Annotated in this window: 22 protein-coding genes; 10 read left to right on the forward strand and 12 right to left on the reverse strand. The window is 55.8% G+C overall.

Annotated elements, in window-relative coordinates:
- Positions 1-6: 6 nt before the first annotated feature.
- From htpX to ACERY3_RS09735, 4 genes are all read right to left on the reverse strand, one after another.
- Positions 7-888, reverse strand: a complete 882-nt coding sequence (gene htpX / locus ACERY3_RS09720) for a protease HtpX (RefSeq protein ID WP_014884290.1) — start codon at positions 886-888, stop codon at positions 7-9.
- 193 nt (positions 889-1,081) lie between these two features.
- A complete protein-coding gene (prc, locus tag ACERY3_RS09725) occupies positions 1,082-3,130 on the reverse strand; it encodes a carboxy terminal-processing peptidase (protein WP_029741991.1) in 2,049 nt (682 codons plus the stop codon).
- A 19-nt stretch (positions 3,131-3,149) separates the two neighbouring features.
- Positions 3,150-3,836, reverse strand: coding sequence for an RNA chaperone ProQ (proQ, locus tag ACERY3_RS09730; RefSeq protein WP_014884292.1), 687 nt, complete (start codon positions 3,834-3,836; stop codon positions 3,150-3,152).
- 96 nt (positions 3,837-3,932) lie between these two features.
- Positions 3,933-4,430 carry a GAF domain-containing protein gene (locus ACERY3_RS09735; RefSeq protein ID WP_008500476.1) on the reverse strand — a complete coding sequence of 166 codons (498 nt, stop codon included), beginning with the start codon at positions 4,428-4,430 and terminating at the stop codon, positions 3,933-3,935.
- A gap of 132 nt (positions 4,431-4,562) precedes the next feature.
- Between ACERY3_RS09735 and yebS the strand changes: the two genes are divergently transcribed.
- From yebS to ACERY3_RS09755, 4 genes are all read left to right on the forward strand, one after another.
- The gene (gene yebS, locus ACERY3_RS09740; protein WP_023312213.1) at positions 4,563-5,846 is read left to right on the forward strand and encodes a membrane integrity lipid transport subunit YebS; all 1,284 of its coding nucleotides are present in this window, start codon (positions 4,563-4,565) and stop codon (positions 5,844-5,846) included.
- The gene (locus ACERY3_RS09745; RefSeq protein ID WP_039263642.1) at positions 5,815-8,448 is read left to right on the forward strand and encodes a PqiB family protein; all 2,634 of its coding nucleotides are present in this window, start codon (positions 5,815-5,817) and stop codon (positions 8,446-8,448) included. The genes yebS and ACERY3_RS09745 overlap by 32 nt, the downstream gene beginning before the upstream one ends.
- Positions 8,449-8,525: 77 nt before the next feature.
- Positions 8,526-9,968: a 16S rRNA (cytosine(1407)-C(5))-methyltransferase RsmF gene (gene rsmF / locus ACERY3_RS09750; protein WP_058841391.1), complete on the forward strand. Its 1,443-nt coding sequence runs from the start codon at positions 8,526-8,528 to the stop codon at positions 9,966-9,968.
- 106 nt (positions 9,969-10,074) lie between these two features.
- The gene (locus tag ACERY3_RS09755; RefSeq protein ID WP_008500472.1) at positions 10,075-10,314 is read left to right on the forward strand and encodes a YebV family protein; all 240 of its coding nucleotides are present in this window, start codon (positions 10,075-10,077) and stop codon (positions 10,312-10,314) included.
- A 34-nt stretch (positions 10,315-10,348) separates the two neighbouring features.
- On the opposite strand, the gene pphA is transcribed toward ACERY3_RS09755, so the two are convergent.
- Positions 10,349-10,993 carry a protein-serine/threonine phosphatase gene (gene pphA, locus ACERY3_RS09760; protein ID WP_033145837.1) on the reverse strand — a complete coding sequence of 215 codons (645 nt, stop codon included), beginning with the start codon at positions 10,991-10,993 and terminating at the stop codon, positions 10,349-10,351.
- Between the two features lie 166 nt (positions 10,994-11,159).
- Between pphA and ACERY3_RS09765 the strand changes: the two genes are divergently transcribed.
- Together ACERY3_RS09765 and ACERY3_RS09770 are read left to right on the forward strand one after the other, a co-directional pair.
- Positions 11,160-12,101 carry a VirK/YbjX family protein gene (locus ACERY3_RS09765; protein ID WP_033145838.1) on the forward strand — a complete coding sequence of 314 codons (942 nt, stop codon included), beginning with the start codon at positions 11,160-11,162 and terminating at the stop codon, positions 12,099-12,101.
- Positions 12,102-12,274: 173 nt separating this feature from the next.
- Entirely contained in the window at positions 12,275-13,171 is an 897-nt protein-coding gene (locus tag ACERY3_RS09770; protein ID WP_039263645.1) for a benzoate transporter, read from the forward strand.
- Between the two features lie 439 nt (positions 13,172-13,610).
- Here the strand turns inward: ACERY3_RS09770 and ACERY3_RS09775 are convergent, their stop codons facing one another.
- From ACERY3_RS09775 to yobA, 3 genes are read right to left on the reverse strand one after another with little or no spacing between them, the layout of a single operon-like run.
- Positions 13,611-13,949 (reverse strand): YebY family protein, encoded by a 339-nt coding sequence (locus ACERY3_RS09775; RefSeq protein WP_048977623.1) that lies wholly within the window; start codon positions 13,947-13,949, stop codon positions 13,611-13,613.
- Positions 13,950-13,965: 16 nt separating this feature from the next.
- Complete coding sequence (copD, locus tag ACERY3_RS09780) at positions 13,966-14,835, reverse strand: copper homeostasis membrane protein CopD (protein WP_058841392.1); 870 nt, start codon at positions 14,833-14,835, stop codon at positions 13,966-13,968.
- Between the two features lies 1 nt (position 14,836).
- Positions 14,837-15,208 carry a CopC domain-containing protein YobA gene (gene yobA, locus ACERY3_RS09785; protein ID WP_058841393.1) on the reverse strand — a complete coding sequence of 124 codons (372 nt, stop codon included), beginning with the start codon at positions 15,206-15,208 and terminating at the stop codon, positions 14,837-14,839.
- Positions 15,209-15,344: 136 nt separating this feature from the next.
- Between yobA and ACERY3_RS09790 the strand changes: the two genes are divergently transcribed.
- The 3 genes from ACERY3_RS09790 to exoX all read left to right on the forward strand — a co-directional run bounded on the left by ACERY3_RS09790 (position 15,345) and on the right by exoX (position 17,023).
- Positions 15,345-15,575, forward strand: coding sequence for a DNA polymerase III subunit theta (locus tag ACERY3_RS09790; protein WP_013096102.1), 231 nt, complete (start codon positions 15,345-15,347; stop codon positions 15,573-15,575).
- Positions 15,576-15,685: 110 nt separating this feature from the next.
- Positions 15,686-16,336 (forward strand): carbon-nitrogen hydrolase family protein, encoded by a 651-nt coding sequence (locus ACERY3_RS09795; protein ID WP_058841394.1) that lies wholly within the window; start codon positions 15,686-15,688, stop codon positions 16,334-16,336.
- Positions 16,337-16,360: 24 nt separating this feature from the next.
- Positions 16,361-17,023, forward strand: coding sequence for an exodeoxyribonuclease X (gene exoX, locus ACERY3_RS09800; RefSeq protein WP_373225524.1), 663 nt, complete (start codon positions 16,361-16,363; stop codon positions 17,021-17,023).
- Here the strand turns inward: exoX and ptrB are convergent.
- Positions 17,020-19,080, reverse strand: coding sequence for an oligopeptidase B (gene ptrB, locus ACERY3_RS09805; RefSeq protein ID WP_058841395.1), 2,061 nt, complete (start codon positions 19,078-19,080; stop codon positions 17,020-17,022). The two genes, exoX and ptrB, sit on opposite strands and share 4 nt — an antisense overlap.
- A gap of 85 nt (positions 19,081-19,165) precedes the next feature.
- Positions 19,166-19,813, reverse strand: coding sequence for a tellurite resistance TerB family protein (locus tag ACERY3_RS09810; RefSeq protein ID WP_058841396.1), 648 nt, complete (start codon positions 19,811-19,813; stop codon positions 19,166-19,168).
- Positions 19,814-19,983: 170 nt separating this feature from the next.
- Here ACERY3_RS09810 and purT point away from each other — a divergent pair, with 170 nt between their 5' ends.
- Entirely contained in the window at positions 19,984-21,162 is a 1,179-nt protein-coding gene (purT, locus tag ACERY3_RS09815; RefSeq protein ID WP_045888028.1) for a formate-dependent phosphoribosylglycinamide formyltransferase, read from the forward strand.
- Between the two features lie 41 nt (positions 21,163-21,203).
- On the opposite strand, the gene kdgA is transcribed toward purT, so the two are convergent.
- Together kdgA and edd are read right to left on the reverse strand one after the other, a co-directional pair.
- The gene (kdgA, locus tag ACERY3_RS09820) at positions 21,204-21,845 is read right to left on the reverse strand and encodes a bifunctional 4-hydroxy-2-oxoglutarate aldolase/2-dehydro-3-deoxy-phosphogluconate aldolase (RefSeq protein ID WP_014884307.1); all 642 of its coding nucleotides are present in this window, start codon (positions 21,843-21,845) and stop codon (positions 21,204-21,206) included.
- A gap of 39 nt (positions 21,846-21,884) precedes the next feature.
- Positions 21,885-23,696 carry a phosphogluconate dehydratase gene (gene edd, locus ACERY3_RS09825; RefSeq protein ID WP_045404461.1) on the reverse strand — a complete coding sequence of 604 codons (1,812 nt, stop codon included), beginning with the start codon at positions 23,694-23,696 and terminating at the stop codon, positions 21,885-21,887.
- Between the last annotated feature and the right edge of the window lie 190 nt (positions 23,697-23,886).

A 23,886-nucleotide genomic window follows, 5' to 3' on the forward strand; every position in this document is an offset into this window, starting at 1 on the left:
TTAGCGTTACTTCAGGTATTCCCCACTGCGCAGCGCTTCGATACGTTTATCCAGCGGCGGGTGAGACATAAACAGCTCGCTCAGCGATTTGGATTTACCGTTAATGCAGAAGGCCATCATGCTGTTCGCTTCCTGCGGCTCGTAGCTGGTTTTCAGACGCTGCAGCGCGGCAATCATCTTCTCACGACCAACAAGCTTCGCCGAGCCGGCATCCGCGTGGAATTCACGGTGGCGGGAGAACCACATGGTGATGATGCTGGCCAGAATACCGAATACCAGTTCCAGAACCATCGAAACGGCGAAGTAGATCAGCGGGTTGCCGTTGCTCTCTTCACCTTCGTCACGGTTGCCGCCCATAAAGCCTGCCGCGATCTGCGCCAGAATACGGGAGATGAAGATCACGAAGGTGTTCACCACGCCCTGAATCAGGGTCATGGTCACCATGTCACCGTTGGCGATATGGCTGATTTCGTGGGCAATAACCGCTTCGGCTTCGTCACGGCTCATGTTCTGCAGCAATCCGGTGCTGACGGCAACCAGTGACGCATCGCGACGGGCGCCCGTCGCGAAAGCGTTGATGTCCGGGGCATGGTAAATCGCCACCTGCGGCATGGCGATCCCGGCCTGACGGGATTGCTGAGCCACCGTATTCATCAGCCACTGTTCCATATCGTTACGCGGCTGTTCAATAACCTCACCACCCACCGATTTCAGTGCCATCCACTTCGACATCAGCAGGGAGATGAACGAGCCACCAAAACCAAACAGCAGCGCCATAATCAACAGACCCTGAACGCTGCTCGACTGAATTCCTGTCAGGCTTAGCACGAGCCCGAAAACCACCATGACCGCCAGGTTGGTGAGCAGGAAGAGCGCGATTCGCATCATAATTTTCTTTTTACCTCAGTTTAACAAAACGCACTATGCGATTACCCACATCGTATGGGTATTGCGGCTATTTTCAAGCATCCGGCGGGCGTAAGTCACCAGAAAGACACAACTTTACACAATTGGAAATCTGGCTGACGGAAGGATGAAGAACAAAAAGAAACAGGCACAATTCCTTGTGCCTGTTGGGTGATTATTTTGCCGGAGCGGGCTGTACGGCAGGTTTCTCTTTTTCCTGATTCGCCAGGTCGAGAGCGATATGCACCGTCTCGTCCAGATACGGATCCGGCTCCTGGTAATCTTTTGGCAGATCGTCCAGTTTTTTGAGCAGAGGCTTACCTTCGCGCTTGAAGCGATCGTTGATACGCGCCAGGCGGGTTGCATCGTCTTCGTTATTCTCTTTCTCACGCTGTGCGTAGTTCAGAGAAACGATATTCCGCTTATCTTTCAGGGCATTGAATCGTGCAATGTCCTTCATGATGTACTGGAACTCCGGATCTTTCGCGATGCGGTCGTTATGCGCTTTCAGCAGTTCAGGGCCAAATTGCGTCATATCACCCGCTTTCACGTAGGTCGCGGCATTGATGCTGTCCCACGGCAAGGCGTTATCTTCAAACTTCTCGCCGGTTTCGGTCTCTTCCGTGCCTGTCGGCATCATGATGTCCGGCGTTACGCCCTTACGCTGCGTACTGCCGCCGTTCACGCGGTAGAATTTCTGAATGGTGTACTGAACCGAGCCCAGCGCAGGCCATTCCGGACGCAGCATCTGATCGTAAATACGATTCAGAGAGCGATACTGCTGAACGGTGCCTTTCCCGAAGGTTGGCTCACCGACGATCAGCGCGCGGCCATAGTCCTGCATTGCAGCGGCAAAGATTTCAGACGCGGAAGCACTGAAGCGGTCAACCAGGACCACCAGCGGGCCTTTGTAGTAGACCACACCGTCGTTGTCGGCATCTTCACGCACTTTACCGTTGTTATCGCGCACCTGAACCACCGGACCAGATGGAATGAACAGACCGGAGAGTGAAACCGCTTCCGTCAGCGCCCCGCCGCCATTACTGCGCAGGTCGATGATAATGCTGCTGACGTTCTGCTTTTCAAGCTTCTGCAGCTGAACCTTCACATCGTCAGTCAGGCCCACGTAGAAGCCAGGAATATCCAGAACACCCACCTTCTCTTTACCCACGGTTTTCACCGACATTTTCACCGCGCGGTCTTCCAGACGGATACGCTCGCGGGTCAGGGTAACGATACGGGTTTTGGTGCCTTTACCGGCAGGCAGAATTTCCAGACGAACCTTGCTGCCTTTCGGACCTTTGATCAGCGCAACCACGTCATCGAGACGCCAGCCGATCACGTCGACCATGTTCTGGCCTGTTTGTCCTACACCCACAATGCGATCGCCTACGCTAATCGCTTTGCTTTTGGATGCCGGGCCACCCGCGACCATGGAATTGATCACCGTGTAATCATCATCCATCTGCAGCACCGCGCCGATACCTTCCAGAGACAGGCTCATCTCGGTATTGAACTGTTCGGTGTTGCGTGGAGAGAGATAGTTGGTGTGCGGATCGATTTCGTGCGCAAAGGCGGTCATCGCGAGTGAGAAAACATCCTCACTGTTGGTCTGCGCCAGACGACGAATGGCGAATTTGTAACGACGCGTCAGCGTGTCACGGATCTCTTTTTCGTCTTTGCCGGTCAGCTTAAGACTCAGTTCGTCGTATTTAACTTTACCGTCCCACAGCGCATTCAACTCGGCTTCATCTTTCGGCCAGGGTGCTTTACTGCGATCCAGATTAAAGGTGTCAGTACCGGTGAAGTCCATCGGACGTTCCAGCACTTTCAGCGCGTACTGATAGCGTTCAAAGCGGCGCTTTTGCGACAGGTTGTAGAGATCGTAGAACAGATCCAGCTTGCCAGAACGCAACTCGTCACCCACCTCGGATTTGCGCTTAGCGAACTGCTCGACATCGCTGGCGAGCAAAACGTTATGGCTGTAATCCAGCAAGTTCAGATAGCGGTCAAAGATTTTGGCCGAAAAGGCCTGATCGAGATCGAACTGACGATAGTGCGAGCGGGTAAAACGTGAGGTCACGCGCTCGCTCACCGTCGCGTGCTGCGTCTCTTCCTTGAGAACCGGAATTTGATCAACACGCGTGATATCGTCCACTGCAAAAGCGTGACCTGTTATGGCAAACAGGCCCGCCAGCGCGGTGAGCTTAAAAAAAGTGTTCATGCCAGGCTTGGCCTCCGTTTCAGAACAACAAGTGTTCTGCGCGTACAATCATTGACATACCAGAAGTCAGCTGTACACGAACGCCATCTTTGGTGATTTCCAGTACGGTGGCGTCCATAGCATTGTTACCCGCTTTTACCTTCAGCGCCTGACCTACGCTCAGGGCGTTAATGTCAGAAACCGGCGTATGGCGCGGCTCTTCACGAGGGGCACGCGGGGCTTTTGCTGCTGGTTTGTCTGCACGCGGTTTGCGATCGTTATTATCGTGACGGCGCGGCGCAGGGCGTGGTTTACGCTCACGACGAGGCGCTTCTTCCTGGCCGTTTGCCGCTGCGGCTTCGCGTTTTTTCGCCTGCTGTTCTGCACGTTGTGCCTGAACGCGTGCTTTGGCTTCTTCAAGCTGCTTGCGCGCGTGCTCAACGTGCTGCTCGTCCAGCTCACCACACGGGTTGCCGTCGAGATCCACGCGGGTCGCGCCAGGTTTGATACCGTACAGGTAGCGCCAGCTCGAAGTATAAAGACGTAAGGCGGAACGCAGCTGAGTTTTGCTGAGGTTCATTTCCCCTTCAACACGCGCCACCAGATCCTGAAAAATACCGACTTTCAGGGGACGAGCTTCACCTTCCGCGCTGAAGCACTGCGGGAAACGCTCGGCCAGAAATGCGATAACTTCTTTACTGCTATTCAACTTAGGTTGATTTTCCATGAAATTTCCTGATTACAACGGACGTTGCCAACAAGCGCAGGCATGAACAGGCGTCATTATAATGACGCTATCAGTAAATGCTACGTTATCCGTTGATTATCCTGCGACGCTCGCAAAGAATTTTTGATAATCGGTTGCAGCGAGTACGTTTTCCAGATTCGCCACCAGCTCGCGCAGCCCCTGTTCGTCCTCGGTTGTAAAGCGACTGAAGACCGTACTGTCGATATCCAGAACGCCAATAATCTGATTTTTGACCACCAGCGGCAGAACGATTTCAGAATTACTGGCGGCATCACAGGCAATGTGCCCGTCAAACGCATGAACGTCTTCCACACGCTGGACCTGATTTTCGGCCACCGCCGTGCCGCATACGCCACGCCCTACCGGAATACGCACGCAGGCCAGTTTGCCCTGGAACGGGCCGAGCACCAGCGTTTCACCTTCCAGGAGGTAAAAGCCGGCCCAGTTCACGTCAGAGAGACGTTCAAACAGCAATGCGCTAGTATTTGCCAGAGTGGCTAAGAAGCTGGTCTCACCCGCCATCAATGCCTTAAAATCGCGGTTCAGATCCGCGTAGAATTCTGTTTTGTTCATTATTCAATCACTTAGTTGTCTTACAAATTTACCGCATAGCCTATTAAAATAAGCATTAAATGCGCTCATGCTCAAGATGAATCCGTTCATGAGTTATTATAACTTTCAACAATACTTATTTGTGCGCAGCTGATGGCCTTAAAAACAACCAAAATTACGCCGACAAGAAAGATAACTGTCCATACGGTAAGCGAAGCTTTGCCACGTGCACATTATCAGCGTTGCCCCCAGTGCGATACGCTTTTTATGTTGCCGAAGATGAAATCGCACCAAAGTGCCTTTTGTCCCCGCTGCGACGCCAAAATTCGCGATGGCCGCGACTGGTCGCTCACCCGCCTCGCCGCCATGGCCGTCACCATGCTGCTGCTGATGCCCTTCGCCTGGAGCGAACCGCTGCTGAAACTCTACCTGCTTGGCGTACGCATTGACGCCAACGTGCTGCAGGGTATCTGGCAGATGACCCGTCAGGGGGATCCCATCACCGCTGCCATGGTGCTGTTCTGCACCGTTGGCGCGCCGCTGGTGCTGGTCGCCGCCATTGCCTATCTGTGGTTTGGCAATATTCTCGGCATGAACCTTCGCCCGGTGCTGCTGATGCTGGATAAGCTCAAAGAGTGGGTGATGCTGGATATTTATCTGGTCGGCGTGGGCGTTGCGTCAATAAAGGTGCAGGACTACGCCTTTTTGCAGCCCGGCATCGGACTCTTTGCTTTCATCAGCCTGGTATTGCTGAGCATCCTGACGCTGATCCACCTGAACGTTGAACAGCTCTGGGAGCGATTTTACCCTCAGCGCCCCGCCACGCGTCCTGATGAAAATCTGCGCGTCTGTCTGGGATGCCACTATACCGGCTTGCCCGACGCGCGTGGGCGCTGCCCGCGGTGTCACATTCCGTTGAGACTGCGTCGCAACAACAGCCTGCAAAAATGCTGGGCCGCGCTGATCGCCTCCCTGGTGTTTCTGATCCCAGCCAATATGCTGCCGATTTCCATCATTTACGTGAATGGCGGGCGTCAGGAGGATACTATCCTCTCCGGGATTATCTCCCTTGCGCACAGCAACGTCGGGGTGGCGGCGATCGTCTTTATTGCCAGTATCCTGGTTCCCTTTACCAAAGTGGTGGTGATGTTTACCCTGCTCATCAGCATTCACTTTAAGTGTGAACAAGGCTTACGGACCCGCATTCTGCTGCTGCGGTTCGTCACCTGGATTGGCCGCTGGTCAATGTTAGATCTGTTCGTGATTTCGCTGATGATGTCGCTCATCAATCGCGACCAGCTACTTGCTTTTACAATGGGACCCGCGGCTTTTTATTTCGGCTCTGCGGTGATATTGACTATTCTTGCTGTGGAATGGCTGGATAGCCGCTTACTTTGGGATGCACATGAGTCAGGAAACCCCCGCTTCGCCGACTGAAGCGAGAATTAAAACAAAACGCCGCATTTCGCCATTCTGGTTGCTGCCCGTCATCGCCCTGATGATTGCAGGCTGGCTGATCTGGACGAGCTATGAAGATCGCGGGAGTACCGTCACCATTGATTTCCAGACCGCCGACGGCATCGTCGCCGGGCGAACGCCCGTTCGCTTCCAGGGGGTTGAAGTGGGTACGGTTCAGGACATCTCCCTTGGAAAAGGGCTGAACAAGATTCAGGTGCGGGTCAGTATTAAATCTGACATGCAGGATGCCCTGCGCAGCGAAACGCAGTTCTGGCTGGTCACGCCAAAAGCGTCTCTGGCGGGCGTGTCAGGGCTGGATGCGCTCGTGGGCGGTAACTATATAGGCATGATGCCGGGTAAAGGAGAGCCGCAGGATCACTTTGTGGCCCTGGATACACAGCCCAAGTACCGCCTCAACAACGGCGATTTAATGATTCATCTGCAGGCGCCGGATCTCGGTTCTCTGAACAGCGGTTCGCTGGTCTATTTCCGCAAAATCCCGGTTGGCCGCGTGTACGATTACGCGATCAACCCGAATAAACAGGGCGTCACCATCGACGTGCTGATCGAGCGTCGCTTCACCAATCTGGTGAAAAAAGGCAGCCGCTTCTGGAACGTCTCCGGCGTGGATGCGGACCTCAGCCTTAGCGGTGCGAAAGTGAAGCTGGAGAGTCTGGCCGCGCTGGTGAATGGTGCCATTGCCTTTGACTCCCCGGAAAACTCAAGCCCTGCCACCGCGGATGACTCATTTGGGTTGTACGCTGACCTGGCGCACAGCCAGCGCGGCGTGATCGTCAAACTCGCTCTGCCCGATGCTAAGGGGCTAAAAGCAGGTTCAACGCCGCTGATGTATCAGGGGTTGCAGGTTGGTCAGCTCACCAAAATGACGCTCAACCCGGGCGGCTCGGTCACAGGAGAAATGACTGTCGACCCGAGCGTGGTCGACCTCCTGCGCGAGAAAACGCGTATCGAAATGCGCAGTCCAAAGCTCTCCCTGAACGATGCCAGCCTCAGCACGCTGTTGACCGGCAATACGTTTGAACTCATCCCCGGCGAAGGTGAGCCCAGCAATAGCTTCGTGATTGCCCCGGCGGATAAATCCCTGCTGCAAAAGCCGGGCGTAGTGACCGTCACGCTGAATGCGCCAGAAAGTTACGGAATCGAAGCCGGCCAGCCGTTAATTTTACACGGCGTGCAGGTCGGCCAGGTGCTGGAGCGTAAGCTCTCCGCGAATGGCGTGACCTTCTCGGTCGCCATCGATCCGCAGTACAGCGACCTGGTGCACGGTGACAGCAAATTCGTGGTGAACAGTCGCGTCGATGTGAAGGTGGGACTGGACGGCGTGGAATTCCTCGGCGCCAGCGCCAGCGAATGGGTTAACGGCGGCATCCGCATTCTGCCCGGTGATAAAGGCCCCGTTCGCGACAGCTATCCGCTGTATGCCAACCTGGAGAAAGCGGTTGAAAACAGCCTGAGCGATCTCCCTACCACCACGCTGACATTAAGCGCCGAGACGCTGCCGGACGTACAGGCAGGATCCGTGGTGCTGTATCGCAAGTTTGAAGTTGGGGAAGTGATCGCCGTTCGCCCGCGTGCGGACGCGTTTGATATCGAACTGCATATCAAGCCGGAGTACCGCAAGCTGCTGACGCCAAACAGCGTCTTCTGGGCCGAAGGCGGCGCGAAAGTCCAGCTTAACGGCAACGGGCTGACCGTGCAGGCCTCACCGCTCTCTCGCGCGCTGCGCGGGGCAATTAGCTTCGATAATCTTAGCGGCGCGGGCGCGAATCTGCGCAAAGGCGATAAGCGTATTCTCTTCCCGTCCGAAACCGCCGCGCGTGCCGTGGGTGGACAGATTACCCTGCACGCGTTTGATGCCGGCAAACTGGCGGAAGGCATGCCAATCCGCTATCTGGGCATTGATATCGGACAGATCCAGAAGCTGACGCTGATTACCTCGCGCAACGAGGTGCAGGCCACCGCCGTGCTGTACCCGGAATATGTGCAGACCTTCGCCCGGACGGGTTCGCGCTTCTCGGTGGTGACGCCGCAGATCTCGGCCGCAGGCGTTGAGCATCTCGACACCATCCTGCAGCCGTACATCAACGTTGAGCCGGGCCAGGGCAATGCCCGTCGTGATTTCGAGCTGCAGGAAGCCACGATCACCGACTCGCGCTATCTTGGCGGCCTGAGCATCGTGGTGGAAGTGCCGGAAGCGGGCTCGCTGAGCATCGGCACCCCGGTACTGTTCCGCGGCATTGAAGTGGGTACGGTCACGGGCCTGACGCTCGGTACGCTCTCCGACCGCGTGATGGTGGCGTTACGCATCAGCGAACGCTACCAGCACCTGGTCCGTAATAACTCGGTATTCTGGCTGGCATCAGGCTATTCGCTGGACTTTGGCCTGACGGGAGGCGTGGTGAAAACCGGCACCTTCAACCAGTTCATTCGCGGCGGTATCGCGTTTGCCACGCCGCCGGGCACGCCGCTGGCGCCGAAAGCGCAGCCGGGTAAACACTTCCTGCTGCTCGAAAGCGAACCGAAAGAGTGGCGCGAATGGGGAACCGCCCTGCCGCGTTAATCTGACAGGCTCCGGTGTCAACGCACCGGAGCCTTTATGTTACACTGCGCACCTGAACTTTTCCCTGTGGTGTGCCCGTGGCTCAAAACTCCGTATTTCTTCCTGAACAATTCCTGGCGCAGATGCGCGAGGCGCTTCCTTCTCACCTGTCGTTAGACGATTTTATCGCCGCCTGCCAGCGTCCGTTACGCCGAAGTATTCGCGTCAACACGCTGAAAATCAGCGTCGAGGATTTTCTGGCGCTGGTCTCGCCGTACGGCTGGCAGCTTACGCCGGTCCCGTGGTGCGCCGAGGGGTTCTGGATCGAACGCGATGACGAAGCCTCGCTGCCGCTGGGCAGTACCGCTGAACATCTGAGCGGTCTGTTCTATATTCAGGAAGCCAGCTCGATGCTGCCGGTGGTCGCCCTGTTCGCCGATGGCAATGCGCCTGAACGCGTGATGGATGTTGCCGCGGCGCCCGGCTCAAAAACCACGCAAATTGCCGCCCGAATGGGTAACCACGGGGCGATCCTCGCCAACGAGTTTTCCGCCAGCCGCGTGAAGGTGCTGCATGCCAACATCAGCCGCTGCGGTATTCATAATGTTGCCCTGACGCACTTCGACGGACGCGTGTTTGGCGCCGCTTTACCGGAAGCCTTCGATGCCATTCTGCTGGACGCCCCCTGCTCCGGCGAAGGGGTGGTGCGTAAAGATCCCGACGCGTTAAAAAACTGGTCAGTTGAGAGCAACCTTGAGATCGCCGCCACGCAGCGCGAGCTGATCGACAGCGCATTTCACGCGTTGCGCCCTGGCGGCACGCTGGTCTATTCAACGTGCACCTTAAACCGCGATGAAAACGAAGACGTCTGCCTGTGGCTGAAAGCGAACTACCCGGAGGCAGTTGAGTTCCTGCCGCTTAACGGCCTGTTCGCCTCGGCACAGGAGGCGGTCACGCCGGAGGGTTTCCTTCACGTGTTCCCGCAGATTTACGACTGCGAAGGTTTTTTTGTGGCGCGTTTGCGTAAAACGCAGGCAGTTGCTCCCCTGCCCACACCTAAATTCAAGGTCGGCAACTTCCCGTTTTCCCCTCTTAAAGGCCGCGATGCAGCACAGCTTGAAGCCGCCGCCAAAAAGGTTGGGCTGGTCTGGGATGAGAGCCTGCGCCCCTGGATGCGTGATAAAGAGATATGGCTGTTCCCGGCACAGATCGAGCCGCTCATCGGAAAGGTCCGTTTTTCGCGAATCGGGATCCGCCTGGCGGAAGTGCATAATAAAGGGTATCGCTGGCAGCATGAGGCCGTTATCGCCCTTGCCGGACGCGAGAATACCTTTGCCCTGACGCATCAGGAAGCCGAAGAGTGGTACCGTGGCCGCGATGTCTATCCGGACAGCACGCCATCAGGCGATGAAGTGATAGTGACGTATCAGGGATATCCGCTGGGGCTGGCAAAAAAGGTCGGCTCAAGGCTGAAAAACAGCTATCCGCGCGAGCTGGTTCGGGACGGCCGTCTGTTTACCGGTAACGATCGCACAGCCTGAAAAAAAGCGCATTTTTTTACTGGCGATTTTGCTCTCCTTGTCTACGATCAAAAATGGGTGATCGCACTGGTCATACCAGATTTTGACAACCGACCCGGAGAGCACTATGACGAAAACCAGCGTGCGTATTGGCGCTTTTGAGATCGACGACGCAGAGCTGCGCGGCGAAGCACAAGGCGATCGAACGTTAAGTATTCCCTGCAAATCCGACCCGGATTTGTGCATGCAGCTTGATGCATGGGATGCAGACACCAGCGTCCCGGCAATACTTGATGGCGAACATTCTGTCCTTTACCGCGAGCATTACGATAGTAAAACCGATGCCTGGGTCATGCGTCTTGCCTGACCTAAAGAGAACCCGCCCGAAGGCGGGTTATTTATTACTGCAGCTGCGCCAGCGTGAAGTAACCGTCGAAAACAGCCCCCGTATCAATGTAGTGAAGATTATTAAAATCGTATCTTCTGTCGAGAGGCGTATGCCCAAACCAGAAATGATCCGCGCCGCTGATGCCCTCTCCTTTGCCCACCATAAATCCCATCAGCCTGTCGCGGTTCCATAAGACGCGCTGGGCGCTAACCGGTTTTTGCCACCGGTATTCCGCGGCTGGATAATCCGCATGGGCAATCACATTCAGACCGTTCGCACAGGTTATCTCGATGATATGCGGTAAATCGCGACAGGCGTCGAGCAACGACAGGGCCAGCTGTTGCTGGTCGCGTTCAAGATGCGAAAACCATATTCCGCCATTCATCGTCCAGAGTGAAAAATCGTTATTATCCAGACTGTCGAGAGCCATTTGCTCATGGTTTCCCCGCACGGCACGAAACCATTTTTCATGAATTAACTGCAGGCATTTAACGCTATCAGGGCCACGATCGATCACATCCCCGACCGAAATAAGTAAATCCTCATACGGGTTAAAGTGACGGCGTTTAAGCTCATCCATAAGCCACTGGTAACAACCGTGTATATCGCTGACAACCCAGACGTGACGCCACATCCCACCTTCAATTCGCTGATACATAGAACCTCCTTTAAACAGAATAGCCGCCGCAGAAAAGGCGACAGACCGGCGCGGTCGTCACGAAGTGAAACAAACGGTAAACCAAACAGAAATAAAGATCCTCGCGCTATTAATCCCTTTTTATTGGCTCTTTAGAATAAGGGTATAAAAAAAGAGGGGTCTTCACGTGTCTAATACGCACCTGCATAACGATGTTTTCTATCCGCATCGCACAAATATTATTTCCGAGCTGGTGAACGGCAAACGCGTGCCGGGTCCAATCTGGCGTAAACGCGAATATCGCCTGAAGTTCCTTTTACGCTCGCTTCTGTTCTGGTCTTCTACCCATCGCATGCTGGAAGCCCTTTCGGGTCGCGACGATTTCGACAGGCTGCTGGCCTCTCAAATTACGTTGCCCAGCAAGACCCACCGACAGTATCTGATGCGCGGCCTGACGGCTAACGATCGCGCCGACGCTATCGTCAACCATTACTATTGGATTGATAGCCTGAGAGAGAGCGGTCTCGCTCAGGCCCTGAGCAGCCCGCAGGAGCAAACCGTTGTGCAGTTCCACGCCAAAGACGGCGTAACCTATACGGTCAATGCCTCCTCTGCGGGGAAAGCCGAGCGCGAAGGCGAAAGCACGCTGTGGCTACGCGACAACGAGGATACGCTGCTGGCCAGCCTGACCTTTAGCGTCGCGCGCAGTAACGGTCAGCAAGTCATGGTCATCGGCGGGCTTCAGGGGCCCCGCCGCAGCGTATCGCGAGACGTCATTAAGCAGGCCACCCGCGCCTGTCACGGCCTGTTCCCTAAGCGCGTGTTAATGGAAGTTCTTTTTCAGCTGGCTGCACAGTCATCTGTCCGGGCGATTTTTGCCGTCAGCGATGAAGGGCACGTTTTCCGCGCGTTGCGATATCGCCTGAGCAAAGGCCGCCATTTCCACGCCAGCTACGATGAATTTTGGGCGTCTCTGGACGGTAAAAAACTTTCAAGCTTCTGCTGGCAACTGCCGCTGCAGATGGAGCGTAAATCCCTTGAAGAAATTGCCAGTAAAAAACGCGCCGAATACCGCCGTCGCTTTGAGCTACTCGATGAAATAGAGGCATCCGTTAAGTCCCACTTTTAAGCCTGGCCAGCGTCTTCGCTCACTGCATAGCGGATGCATTCCGTTTAAAAAAGAATGATAAAGCAGCCCACTATTGCACAGGGCGAGGGCGCTCAGTTAGCATTGCGCGAAATGAAACCGGCGAATGCGTTGGGAAGAGCGCAATGTGGGCGCAAAAATGAGGGACTTCGGTAATGATCTATGACTGCTTCTTATATTACGATGAAGATATGCTTCTCGAAATCAGGCTAAACACGCTCGCGGACGTTGTCGATCGCTTCGTTATCGTTGAGTCAACGCATACCTTTACCGGTAAAAAGAGGCCGCTGCATTTTGACATTAATAAATACAGCCAGTTTAAAGATAAAATTATCTACGTTGTTCATGATAAAGAACCGATTACGAAAGCCGCTGAAGAATCACACCCTGCTCGGGAGGTGATTCCGGGTCTGCCAGAGGGAATGGTGGTGGATGCGTGGGCAAATGAAGCCGCGCAGAGGAATGCCATCATGCAGGGTTTGACGCATGCCAACGATGATGATTTGATTTTAGTTTCCGATGTCGATGAGATATTTTCACCACAGGTGGTAGCATCGATAAATCCCAAAAAGCTCTGCACCACTATTTATCAGAATTTCTATAATTATCAGTTCAACCTGCAGGTTTTTAATACTGACAACACGCCAAGAAAATGTAAATTACCGAGAGCCACACAATATAAAAATCTCGTTAGTTTCTTTGGCGGCGAACCTGAATCATTCAGGAATCTTAAACGCACCCGAAGCGTTAAAAACTGGTCCTGGCTAAAGTGGAACTGGTTCAAGATTAACAACAGCATTATTGACAATGGTGGCTGGCACTTCTCGTGGGTAATGACACCCGAGCGCATCTCAGAAAAAATGTCGACCATATCCCATACTGAATACGATCTTCCTGAGTTTAACAACCCGGAACACATCATGAAGGTCATTAAAAATGCGGAAGATATCTGGGGGCGGGACAGGACGTTAATCAAGCAAGAGCTAACGGTTGAAAACTTCCCGGAGTACATTGTCCGCCACAAAGACAAATTCAGCGCGTTCATTATTTAGCTTAGGGATGCCCTTTTGCTCGCCAGAGGGCGTTTGCTCAGCGGTCGCTCGGCCACAAAATTTTAACATAGATCCCAAAAAACCCTGGACGCACGCGGTCCTGAGTATGTTATGGTTTAGACAGGATATGGAATGTTCGAGAAAGTTTCGGGTGATTTAGAATCAACACCGAACAACGCTTTGAAAAACATACAGATAAAAAGAGACCGAATACGATTCCTGTATTCGGTCCAGGGAAATGGCTCTTGGGAGAGAGCCGTGCGCTAAAAGTTGGCATTAATGCAGGCTAAGTCGCCTTGCCTTTTAAGAATAGATGACGACGCCAGGTTTTCCAGTCCACAGCAAAAGCGGTCGGAAAAAAAGCGCCAGAGCATCATTAAAAGTGAAAAACCGCAGTGCTTTCGCAAGCATCTGCGGTTTTTTATTGGAAACCCGAACGTTAGCAGAGCTTGTCGGCGCGCTCGATAAACGGTGCCAGACTCATTTTTTGCCCCGGATGCGCCGGGTCATCGATTTGAATAATGCTAATCGGCTGGCCGCTGCTCTTGCCGCTGGCTACCTGCTGCTCTGCGGTATCATTCAGCGGGTATTGCACCAGCGTGCTCGGGTTGATCGCATACAGCGCATGGCCTGGACGGCAGGTCAGCATTACCTCTTCGCGATTGAACGCCCATTTGTCCTTACCCACTTCAAAACGACTCACGGTGATGACCTGCGGTGCGGCAAGCGCGCTCCCCGTACAGGCCAGCAATAAGAGAGAAAATACTGTCTTTTTCATATGATATTTAACCTTGTCAGAAGGGTTCCCAGGTGGCGAACAGACTGACCGTTGCCAGCACCAGCGCTCCCAGCACCACTTCTGCCTGTGTCATCCTGATAAAAATCTGTTGTGCTCGCCCGCTCTCCGGACGAAACCGTGGCACCAGAAAATACCGATTTGCCAGCGCAATTACCACCATCAACGCCACCAGCGCACATTTGAACAACAAAAACCGCACGTAGCCAGCCTGCCAGGGAATATCGAGGCCCAGTATCATGAGCGCATTTATCACCCCGGAGAGCAGGACGCCCGCAACGGCGTAATGCCCCACGCGCGAGAAGCGCATCATGGTAAAGATGGCGGCATTCTGCCAGCGCCCTTTCGCCAGACGCATGCAGAACAGCAGGGGCAGTAATCCGCCAAGCCAGGTGGCGGCACATATCAGGTGAAAAGCATAATTAAGACGCTGCAGCGCCCCCATCGGACCGTCGTTCATCGCCGCATGCCCTACCCCAGCCAGCAGGATAAGCTGGCCCATTGCGAGCAGCAGCAGACGCGAACCTTTCAGCGGCGCGAGCCATGCCGCACTGACCGTCAGCGCAGCGAGAATTATTTGCCACAGCCAGACGCCGCCAAACCGGGTACCCATCACGCTGAACCAGACCTGTGGCGCAAACACATCTCCCCAGCCGTTGCCCATCAATCCACCCTGCAGCACAAACATCAGGACCGCAGCCGCCAGGCTCACTAAGGCCGCCACTTTCTGCTGCGACTGAAAACGCCGGGACAGCAGACGGTGGAGAGACGAAGGCGCAAACCAGACGCTGTAAAGCGCATTGCCAAACACCAGCATCAGCGCCCCGAAATGGATAAAGCGTAGCCCGATATAACACAGCGCCAGCATTCTATTTCACGCTAAAGTGATAGCTGCCTTTGGTTTTATGGCCGTCCACGGAGACCACATGCCAGTCCACCTGGTAAGTCCCTGACGCCAGCGTTTGTTCCAGCGGCACGGTGAGCTGAGCCTTGTTCTTTTCGTCGCGCGTAGCGGTTCCCGTTTTGATGACCTGCTTTTGCGCATCCGTTACCACTACACCGCTAAATCCAGGTTCGATACCTTCCGAAAAATTCAGCGTAAGTGTCTGCGGTGCGGTCACCACGCTGTCTGCTGCCGGGATCTGCTGTTTAAGATGCGCATGTGCCAGCACGGAAGGCGTCATCATTGTCGAGGCCACAAAAACCAGTGCGCAGACCGCGCGGGAAGCGGAGAAACCCATCCTATCATTCCTTTTTGTTATGTCTGTGTGCTAAAGAATAACGCTGTATAATAAACGAGTCGAGGATCATCCTGCCTCAGCTTGTCATCTTCGTGCAATCGCGGTAACGTTGCCGCCGCATAAAAAGGAGAAGGTAATGAAGATCAATCTGGCCGCCCTTCCGCAGGACGAGATGGATAAAGTGAATGTCGATCTCGCTGCCGCTGGCGTCGCGTTCAAAGAGCGTTACAACATGCCCATCGTGGCAGAAGTCGTGGAACGGGAACAGCCCGCCCATCTGCGCGACTGGTTTCGCGAAAGACTCATCGCCCACCGCCTCGCCTCGGTCAACCTCTCCCGTTTACCGTACGAGCCTAAAGTTAAATAAGCTTAACGAGTCGTTACACTTCCTTACGCTGAATCTGGCAGGATAAGAAAACCCTGATTATTTTAGGTGTATTCTTAAATCTCTGCGACTCAGTGTATAAGGAAGTCACGATGTCACATTGGAATATAGCGGCAGCCCAGTATGGCGGGCTGCATCAGACTGTAGATGACCATGTTAAGCACCACCTGCGCTTCATCGCCGAAGCAGCACGGCAGCGGTGCGATCTGCTGGTTTTCCCTGAGCTCTCATTAACGGGCTCTGGCTCGCCGACGTTACCTCCCCCGCCCGATGACGCGCAGCTGGAGCCGCTGCTCAACGCGGCACATCAACACCAGATCACCGTTATTGCCGGGCTCCCCCTGGAGCAGAATGGCCAGCGCCAGAAAGGCCTTGTGCTGTTATCGCCCGCTCGCCATCGCATTTTGCGCTATCCGCAAGGGCGCGGTGCCAGCCTCGTGCCGGGGGATAAACACCTTACCATCCTTGATGCACATCCCGATTCGCCCAATCTCGATCCCCGGGCAACGCTTGTTACCAGCTGCCAGTCGGTGGGGGATAATCGCTGGCGGCAGTCCATCAGTAACCTGCAGCGCTTCGCGCATAAATATGCCATTGCGGTGCTGATGGCGAACGCCTGCGGCGGCAGCGCGCTGTGGGATGAAAAAGGCCAGCTGATCGTGCGCGCGGATAAGGGCGAGCTTCTGGTGACCGGCACGCTCGGCGGAGAGGGTTGGCAAGGCGATATCATTCCTTTAGGCTAGGCGTTTTAAGCTCAGGAGTTTTCAATGCTGCGCGTCATCGATACCGAAACTTGCGATCTTCAGGGCGGAATAGTGGAAGTGGCCTCTGTCGACGTGGTTGATGGTAAAATCGTCAACCCCATGAGCCATCTGGTGCGTCCCGATCGCCCCATCAGCCCACAGGCGATGGCTATCCATCGCATTACCGAATCGATGGTGGCGGATAAGCCGTGGATCGAAGAGATTATTCCGCACTACTACGGTAGCCCGTGGTACGTCGCGCATAACGCCAGCTTTGACCGCCGGGTGTTGCCTGAAATGCCGGGGGAATGGATTTGCACCATGAAGCTGGCGCGTCGTCTGTGGCCGGGGATTAAATACAGCAATATGGCGCTGTACAAGTCCCGCAAGCTCAGCGTTCGTACCCCTGAGGGGCTTCACCATCACCGCGCCCTGTATGACTGCTATATCACCGCCGCGCTGCTGATGGATATTATGAATATCTCTGGCTGGACGCCGGATGACATGGCGACGATCACCGGACGTCCCGCGCTGCTGACCACGTTTACCTTTGGTAAATATCGCGGGAAGCCGGTGTCCGAGGTGGCGGATAAAGACCCGGGCTATTTGCGCTGGCTGTATAACAACCTCGACAGAATGAGCCCGGAGCTGCGCTTAACACTAAAACATTATCTGGGCGACGCTTAACGCTCCGCACGGCCTGGCAGCGTGTCCTGCGCCAGGCCTATTAAAAAGGCATATTCCAGCGCAACCCCTTCGTACGATTTAAATCGCCCCGATTTCCCTCCGTGTCCGGAATCCATATCGGTACACAGCAGCAGCAGATTGTCATCGGTTTTCAGCTCACGCAGTTTTGCCACCCATTTTGCCGGCTCCCAGTATTGCACCTGAGAATCATGCAAACCGGTGGTGACCAGCATATGCGGGTAGGCTTTCGCCTCCACGTTATCGTACGGGCTGTACTCTTTCATATAGCGGTAGTACATCTCATCCTGCGGATTCCCCCACTCCTCAAATTCCCCGGTAGTAAGGGGAATGGATTCATCGAGCATGGTCGTGACCACATCGACAAAGGGAACCTGCGCGACAATCCCCTTAAAACGGTCGGGACGCTGGTTGATTGCCGCCCCCATCAGCATGCCGCCCGCGCTGCCCCCCATCCCAAAGCAGAGCTGCGGATCGCCGTATCCCTGCTCAATCAGCGCATCGCAGACGTCGAGGTAGTCATTGAAGGTGTTTTTCTTCTTCAGGAATTTCCCGTCTTCATACCAGTGCTGGCCCAGCTCACCGCCGCCGCGAATATGGGCGATGGCGAAAACAAAACCGCGATCGAGCAGGCTTAGCCGGCTGCTGCTGAAATCAGCGTCCATGCTTGAGCCATACGAGCCGTACCCGTACACCAGGATCGGGTTTTTGCCTTTCTGGAAATGAGCCCGATGGTAAACGAGAGAGACCGGCACCTCCACGCCATCACGGGCGGTGACCCACAGGTGCTCGCTGCGGTAGTTTTCGGACTCAAACCCTTTTACCTCGGTCTGTTTAATCACCTGGCGCTGCCCGGTATCCATATCCAGCTCAAACAGGGTGTCCGGCGTGGTCATGGAGGAGTAGCCGTAGCGCAACCGCGACGATTCGGGTTCAGGGTTGAACCCAATCCACGTCACGTAGGCCGGGTCATCGAACGCAATCCCCACCACTTCCCGGGTTTTTCGGTTGATTTGCCGGATACTGGTCAGCCCGCGCTGACGCTCTTCCACCACCAGCCAGTCGGTAAAGAGGGTGAACCCTTCCAGCATCACCTGATCCCGCGCGGGGATAAGCACCTCCCACTTTCGCTCATCGCGCACTTTGGTTTTATAGAGACCAAAGTTTTTGCCCTCGCGATTGGAGCGCAAATAAAAGCTGTGCTGGAAGTGATCCAGGCTGTACTCGTGATCCTTGCGGCGCGGCAGGAAACAGAGCGGCTGGGCGTCCGGCAGTTCGGCATCCAGCAGCAGGACTTCCGACGTCGTCGCGCTGGCAAGGAAGATAATCACATAGTGGCGTGAGGAGGTTTTATGCAGGCTGACATAGAACGTTTCGTCTTTCTCTTCATAAACCAGTTCGTCGTCAGCGGAGTCCGTTCCCACGGCATGTCGCCACACCTGGTAAGGCAGCAGCGTCGACGCGTGCTTTTTGACGTAGTAAACCGTCTCGGAATCATTCGCCCAGACAAAATCCGGGGAGACGTTTTCCAGCATTTCCGGATACCAGTTGCCGGTCTCCAGATTACGAAACCGCAGGCCGTACTGGCGGCGGGAGAGATAATCCTCCGCCAGCGCCATCACCGCGTTGTCAGGGGAAATGGACATGCCGCCCAGGGTATAAAACTCGCTGTGGGCGGCGCGCTGGTTGGCATCCAGCAGAATATCCCACTCATCCCATTCGGCGCTTAACACCGACTGACGCTGGTAGATGGGATACTCATTGCCGGGCTCGTAAATATGGCGATAGCGATAGCCGTTTTTGGTCCAGGGCGCGGAGATATCGCGCTGGGGAATACGCTGCACCATTTCATTCAGGAGCTGGTCCTGAAGCGTCTGCTGGCTGGACATGACCTTGCGGCCATAGTCGTTTTCCTCGTGCAGGTAGTCGAGTACCTCTGGCCGGGAGCGCGAATCGTCCCGCAGCCAGTAATAGTTATCTATACGCGTATCGCCATGCGTGGTGATCGCATAAGGAGTACGTCGGGCTTTCGGTGGCATGTCATCATTCTTTTAAGTTTTACACCCTATAAGGTTGGCAAAACCCACGCATGATGCAAGCGAAACAGCGTCGCGACGGCGACGGCTATCCCTGTAACGCCTGTTTTTGTTCCCGGATATCCCGCTCAATGCCCTCGCGCACGTCCTGAGGGATCTTTAACGCATCGCCCAGGGCGTTAAGGTAGCTCCGCTCCATAAAATGATCGATATCGATGGCGGCACAGCTGAGGAAATAGAGCTCCAGCGCCTCTTCCTCATTTTTCACACTTTGCGCAAGACGCTGCGGATCGAGCGGCTGTTCAATCGCCTGCGCCACCAGCACTCTTCCCTTCTCTTCAACACCGGCCTCGCGCAGCTGCTGCTCGATGGCCGATCGTTCCTTATCGTCAATATGCCCGTCGCTTTTCGCGGCAAAAACCAGCGCAAGAATGAGCCGTTCGGTACGCAGATCCAGCGGCGAGGTGTGCTCGCCGTAATGCGGTTCATCGCTGTGCGCGGTCCGTATTCTGTCCTTGTATTTATTCCACAGCACGGTGCCCGCGATGGCGCCGCCGCCGGCCAGCAGCGCGCCTGTACCATACTTTGCCAGCAGCTTGCGTGAGGATTTATTCGCGACCAGCAGGCCTGCCAGCCCGCCGAGCGCTCCGGGTACCAGCAGTTTGCTGAGGTCCCGTTCGCCAGACGATGTTTTCTGCCCTAACAGGGATTGCAATTGATTTAACCAGCCAGACATGATTTCTCTCACTTAACGGTGAACATGTTTCACAGCGTAAGCGAGCGGGCGTCAGGAAATGTCTGGTCGGGCTAAAGAAGCGCAAATTTCTGTCCCCTCGCTTAGCCGTGCACGAGACAGACGCAAACGTTTTCGTTTATACTGCGCGCAACTTTTTGAGGGGGATTGTTATGATTCGTTTAGGAACTGCGCTGCGACCTGCGGCGACGCGAGTGATGCTGTTGGGATCGGGCGAGCTGGGGAAAGAGGTCGCCATTGAGTGCCAGCGTTTAGGTGTGGAAGTCATTGCCGTAGACCGTTACGCCGACGCACCCGCCATGCACGTCGCCCATCGTTCTTATGTGATTAACATGCTGGATGGCGATGCCCTTCGCGAGCTGATTACGCGCGAAAAACCCGATTTTGTCGTGCCGGAAATTGAGGCCATTGCCACCGATACGCTGATCGCCCTGGAGCAGGAAGGCCAGCGCGTGGTGCCCTGTGCGAAAGCCGCAAAGCTGACCATGAACCGCGAAGGCATTCGTCGCCTGGCGGCGGAAGAGCTGGGATTGCCCACCTCGAGCTACCGTTTTGCTGGCGATAAGGCCGCGTTCCTGCAGGCCGTCGAGGAAATTGGCTACCCGTGCATCGTTAAGCCGGTGATGAGCTCCTCCGGAAAAGGACAGAGCTTTATTCGCGACAGCGGTACCCTGGATAACGCGTGGGATTATGCCCAGCAGGGTGGCCGTGCCGGAGCCGGTCGCGTAATCGTCGAAGGCGTCGTGAAGTTTGATTTCGAAATCACCCTGCTGACCGTCAGCGCCGTTGACGGCGTCCATTTCTGCGACCCGATTGGTCACCGTCAGGAAGATGGCGATTACCGCGAATCCTGGCAGCCGCAGCAGATGAGCGCCCTGGCGCTGGAGCGTGCTCAGGAGATCGCCCGTAAAACCGTCCTGGCGCTGGGCGGGTATGGCCTGTTCGGCGTGGAGCTGTTTGTATGCGGTGATGAGGTGATTTTCAGCGAAGTCTCCCCTCGCCCGCATGACACCGGCATGGTCACGCTGATTTCGCAGGATCTCTCCGAGTTCGCCCTGCACGTGCGCGCCTTCCTCGGCCTGCCCGTCGGCGGTGTTCGTCAGTATGGCCCTGCCGCCTCGGCGGTGATCCTGCCGCAGTTAACCAGCCAGAACGTCACGTTTGATAACGTCGACGGGGCGGTGGGCGCAGGATTGCAGGTACGTCTGTTCGGCAAGCCGGAGATCGACGGAACTCGCCGTCTTGGCGTGGCCTTAGCCACCGGGGATAACGTTGACGACGCCGTGGCGAGAGCGAAAGCGGCCGCTGCGAGCGTTAAGGTTGCAGGATAAAAAAACGGGCCAGAAGGCCCGTTTTTCATATGGCGAATGGCTTACTGCTTCGCGCCTTCAACCGCTTCGCGAGCCAGTTTGGTGATGCGATCCCAGTCGCCCGCTTCCAGCGCATCCGCCGGAACCAGCCATGAACCGCCGATGCAAAGCACGCTTTTCAGCGCCAGGTAGTCACGGTAGTTGGCAGGAGAGATACCGCCCGTCGGGCAGAAGCGTACCTGAGAGAAGGGACCCGCAATCGCCTGCAGCGCTTTGGTGCCGCCGTTCGCTTCAGCCGGGAAGAATTTGAACTCTTTCAGACCGTAGTCCATGCCCAGCATCAGTTCAGAGACGGTGCTGATGCCTGGGATCAGCGGAATGGTACCTTCGGTGGCAGCTTTCAGCAGCGGCTCGGTCAGGCCAGGGCTGATGGCGAACTGCGCGCCCGCTTCGGTCACTTCCGCCAGCTGCTGCGCGTTGAGAACGGTGCCCGCACCGATGATGGCGTCCGGCACTTCTTTGGCGATAGCGCGGATAGCATCCATCGCACAGGCGGTGCGCAGGGTCACTTCCAGAACGCGAACGCCGCCCGCAACCAGCGCTTTCGCCATCGGTACAGCGTGCTCCAGCTTGTTTACCACGATAACCGGCACGACAGGGCCAGTGGTCAGGATTGCTTCTGCACTTGTTTTCCAGTTTTTCATCAGAGTTTTCTCTCGCCAGATCGTTAAAATCAAGTCGTCTTAAAACGTAATACAGGTTGCGCCCTGCTCCGCACCGGAGAGTTTCTCACGCAGCGCGCTGAACATTTCGCGTCCGGTCCCCACGCGCGATGCGCTCAGGTCAGGAATATGGGGCTGACGTGCCGCCAGCTCGGCGTCATCCACCAGCAGGGTTAACTCGCCCGTCTGACCGTTCACGCGGATCATGTCACCGTCGCGTACTTTCGCCAGCAGACCACCGTCGTAGGCTTCCGGCGTCACGTGGATGGCTGAAGGCACTTTACCGGATGCCCCGGAGAGGCGTCCATCGGTGACTAGCGCAATTTTGAAACGGCGGTCCAATAATACACCAAGTGGTGGCATAAGTTTATGTAATTCTGGCATCCCGTTGGCTTTAGGCCCCTGGTGACGCACCACCACCACGCAGTCTTTATCAAGCAGACCGGCGTCAAAGGCGGGTAACACGTCGTGCTGGCTTTCAAACACCACCGCCGGCGCTTCGATAACCTGGTTCTCTTCCGGTACGGCAGAGGTCTTCATTACCGCACGACCGAGGTTGCCGCTCAGCACTTTGGTGCCGCCATGAGGAGAAAACGGTTTGTCGATCGTGGCAATCACCTGCGCATCAAGAGACGCGCTCGCCCCTTCACGCCAGTCCAGCTCGCCGTTGTTCAGCCACGGCTCCTGGGTGTAGCGCTGAAGGCCAAAGCCCGCCACGGTATTCACGTCTTCATGCAGCAGTCCGCCTTTCAGCAGCTCGCGCATCAGCAGCGGTACGCCGCCTGCGGCCTGGAAGTGGTTGATATCCGCCGGACCGTTCGGGTACAGGCGCGCCATCAGCGGCACCACGGAAGAGATCTCGGAGAAGTCATCCCAGTTAATCAGAATGCCCGCCGCTCGCGCCATGGCCACCAGGTGCATGGTGTGGTTGGTTGACCCCCCGGTTGCCAGCAGCGCGACAATCCCGTTGACGATGACTTTTTCGTCGACCATTTTGCCCATCGGCATCCATTCGTTGCCGTTGCCGGTCAGACGCGTGACCTGACGGGCCGCGGCCTCGGTCAGCGCCTTGCGCAGCGGCGCATCCGGCTGGATAAAGGACGAGCCCGGAAGCTGCATCCCCATAAATTCCACGACCATCTGGTTAGTGTTAGCCGTACCGTAGAACGTACAGGTCCCCGGCGCATGATAGGACGCGGCTTCCGCCTCCAGCAGCGCCTGACGGTCCGCTTTCCCTTCCGCGTACAGCTGGCGGATACGCACTTTTTCTTTGTTCGGCAGACCGCTCGCCATTGGGCCGGACGGGACGAAAATCGCAGGCAGATGCCCAAACGACAGCGCCGCCATCACCAGGCCCGGGACAATCTTGTCGCACACGCCGAGGTACAGCGCGCCATCGAACATGTTGTGTGACAGGCCCACCGCGGCAGACATCGCAATCACTTCGCGGCTCAGCAGGGACAGCTCCATACCGTCCTGCCCCTGCGTCACGCCGTCGCACATGGCAGGTACGCCGCCCGCCACCTGGCCCACCGCATTCACGCTGTGCAGCGCGTTACGGATGATAGTGGGATAAACCTCATACGGCTGGTGGGCGGAAAGCATATCGTTATAGGAGGTAATGATGGCGATATTGTTACGCAACATGCTTTTCAGCGACGCTTTATCATCAGGCTGGCAGGCGGCGAAGCCGTGCGCCAGGTTCCCGCAGGCCAGCTGAGATCGGTGGACGGTGCTGCTCTTTGCCTGTTCAATCCGGGCGAGGTAGGCCGAACGGGTCTCTTTCGAGCGCTCGATAATGCGCTGTGTTACGCGTAACAATGTCGGATTCATAAAAGCTCCTCTAAATTATCTGTCCGGGCTCGGGAGTTTACAAAGTCGCTGGCAGTTGTTAACAACGCTGAAACGCTTGCTGTCCGGAGCTCAGGGGCAAAATCACTTCCGGCAGTGTAATAAAAAAAGCTCCGCGGGTGAATCCACGCGGAGCTTAAAAGTTGAAAATTGTGCCACTAGCTGTGTTAGA

The organism is Enterobacter cloacae complex sp. ESBL7, from assembly GCF_041679625.1.
Lineage (GTDB): Bacteria > Pseudomonadota > Gammaproteobacteria > Enterobacterales > Enterobacteriaceae > Enterobacter > Enterobacter asburiae_B.

Coding starts and splice junctions, on each gene's coding strand:
- htpX (WP_014884290.1), bottom strand. CDS start 888: ATGATGCGAATCGCGCTCTTCCTGCTCACCAACCTGGCGGTCATGGTG.
- prc (WP_029741991.1), bottom strand. CDS start 3,130: ATGAACACTTTTTTTAAGCTCACCGCGCTGGCGGGCCTGTTTGCCATA.
- proQ (WP_014884292.1), bottom strand. CDS start 3,836: ATGGAAAATCAACCTAAGTTGAATAGCAGTAAAGAAGTTATCGCATTT.
- ACERY3_RS09735 (WP_008500476.1), bottom strand. CDS start 4,430: ATGAACAAAACAGAATTCTACGCGGATCTGAACCGCGATTTTAAGGCA.
- yebS (WP_023312213.1), top strand. CDS start 4,563: ATGGCCTTAAAAACAACCAAAATTACGCCGACAAGAAAGATAACTGTC.
- ACERY3_RS09745 (WP_039263642.1), top strand. CDS start 5,815: ATGAGTCAGGAAACCCCCGCTTCGCCGACTGAAGCGAGAATTAAAACA.
- ACERY3_RS09755 (WP_008500472.1), top strand. CDS start 10,075: ATGACGAAAACCAGCGTGCGTATTGGCGCTTTTGAGATCGACGACGCA.
- pphA (WP_033145837.1), bottom strand. CDS start 10,993: ATGTATCAGCGAATTGAAGGTGGGATGTGGCGTCACGTCTGGGTTGTC.
- ACERY3_RS09770 (WP_039263645.1), top strand. CDS start 12,275: ATGATCTATGACTGCTTCTTATATTACGATGAAGATATGCTTCTCGAA.
- ACERY3_RS09775 (WP_048977623.1), bottom strand. CDS start 13,949: ATGAAAAAGACAGTATTTTCTCTCTTATTGCTGGCCTGTACGGGGAGC.
- copD (WP_058841392.1), bottom strand. CDS start 14,835: ATGCTGGCGCTGTGTTATATCGGGCTACGCTTTATCCATTTCGGGGCG.
- yobA (WP_058841393.1), bottom strand. CDS start 15,208: ATGGGTTTCTCCGCTTCCCGCGCGGTCTGCGCACTGGTTTTTGTGGCC.
- ACERY3_RS09790 (WP_013096102.1), top strand. CDS start 15,345: ATGAAGATCAATCTGGCCGCCCTTCCGCAGGACGAGATGGATAAAGTG.
- ACERY3_RS09795 (WP_058841394.1), top strand. CDS start 15,686: ATGTCACATTGGAATATAGCGGCAGCCCAGTATGGCGGGCTGCATCAG.
- exoX (WP_373225524.1), top strand. CDS start 16,361: ATGCTGCGCGTCATCGATACCGAAACTTGCGATCTTCAGGGCGGAATA.
- ptrB (WP_058841395.1), bottom strand. CDS start 19,080: ATGCCACCGAAAGCCCGACGTACTCCTTATGCGATCACCACGCATGGC.
- ACERY3_RS09810 (WP_058841396.1), bottom strand. CDS start 19,813: ATGTCTGGCTGGTTAAATCAATTGCAATCCCTGTTAGGGCAGAAAACA.
- purT (WP_045888028.1), top strand. CDS start 19,984: ATGATTCGTTTAGGAACTGCGCTGCGACCTGCGGCGACGCGAGTGATG.
- kdgA (WP_014884307.1), bottom strand. CDS start 21,845: ATGAAAAACTGGAAAACAAGTGCAGAAGCAATCCTGACCACTGGCCCT.
- edd (WP_045404461.1), bottom strand. CDS start 23,696: ATGAATCCGACATTGTTACGCGTAACACAGCGCATTATCGAGCGCTCG.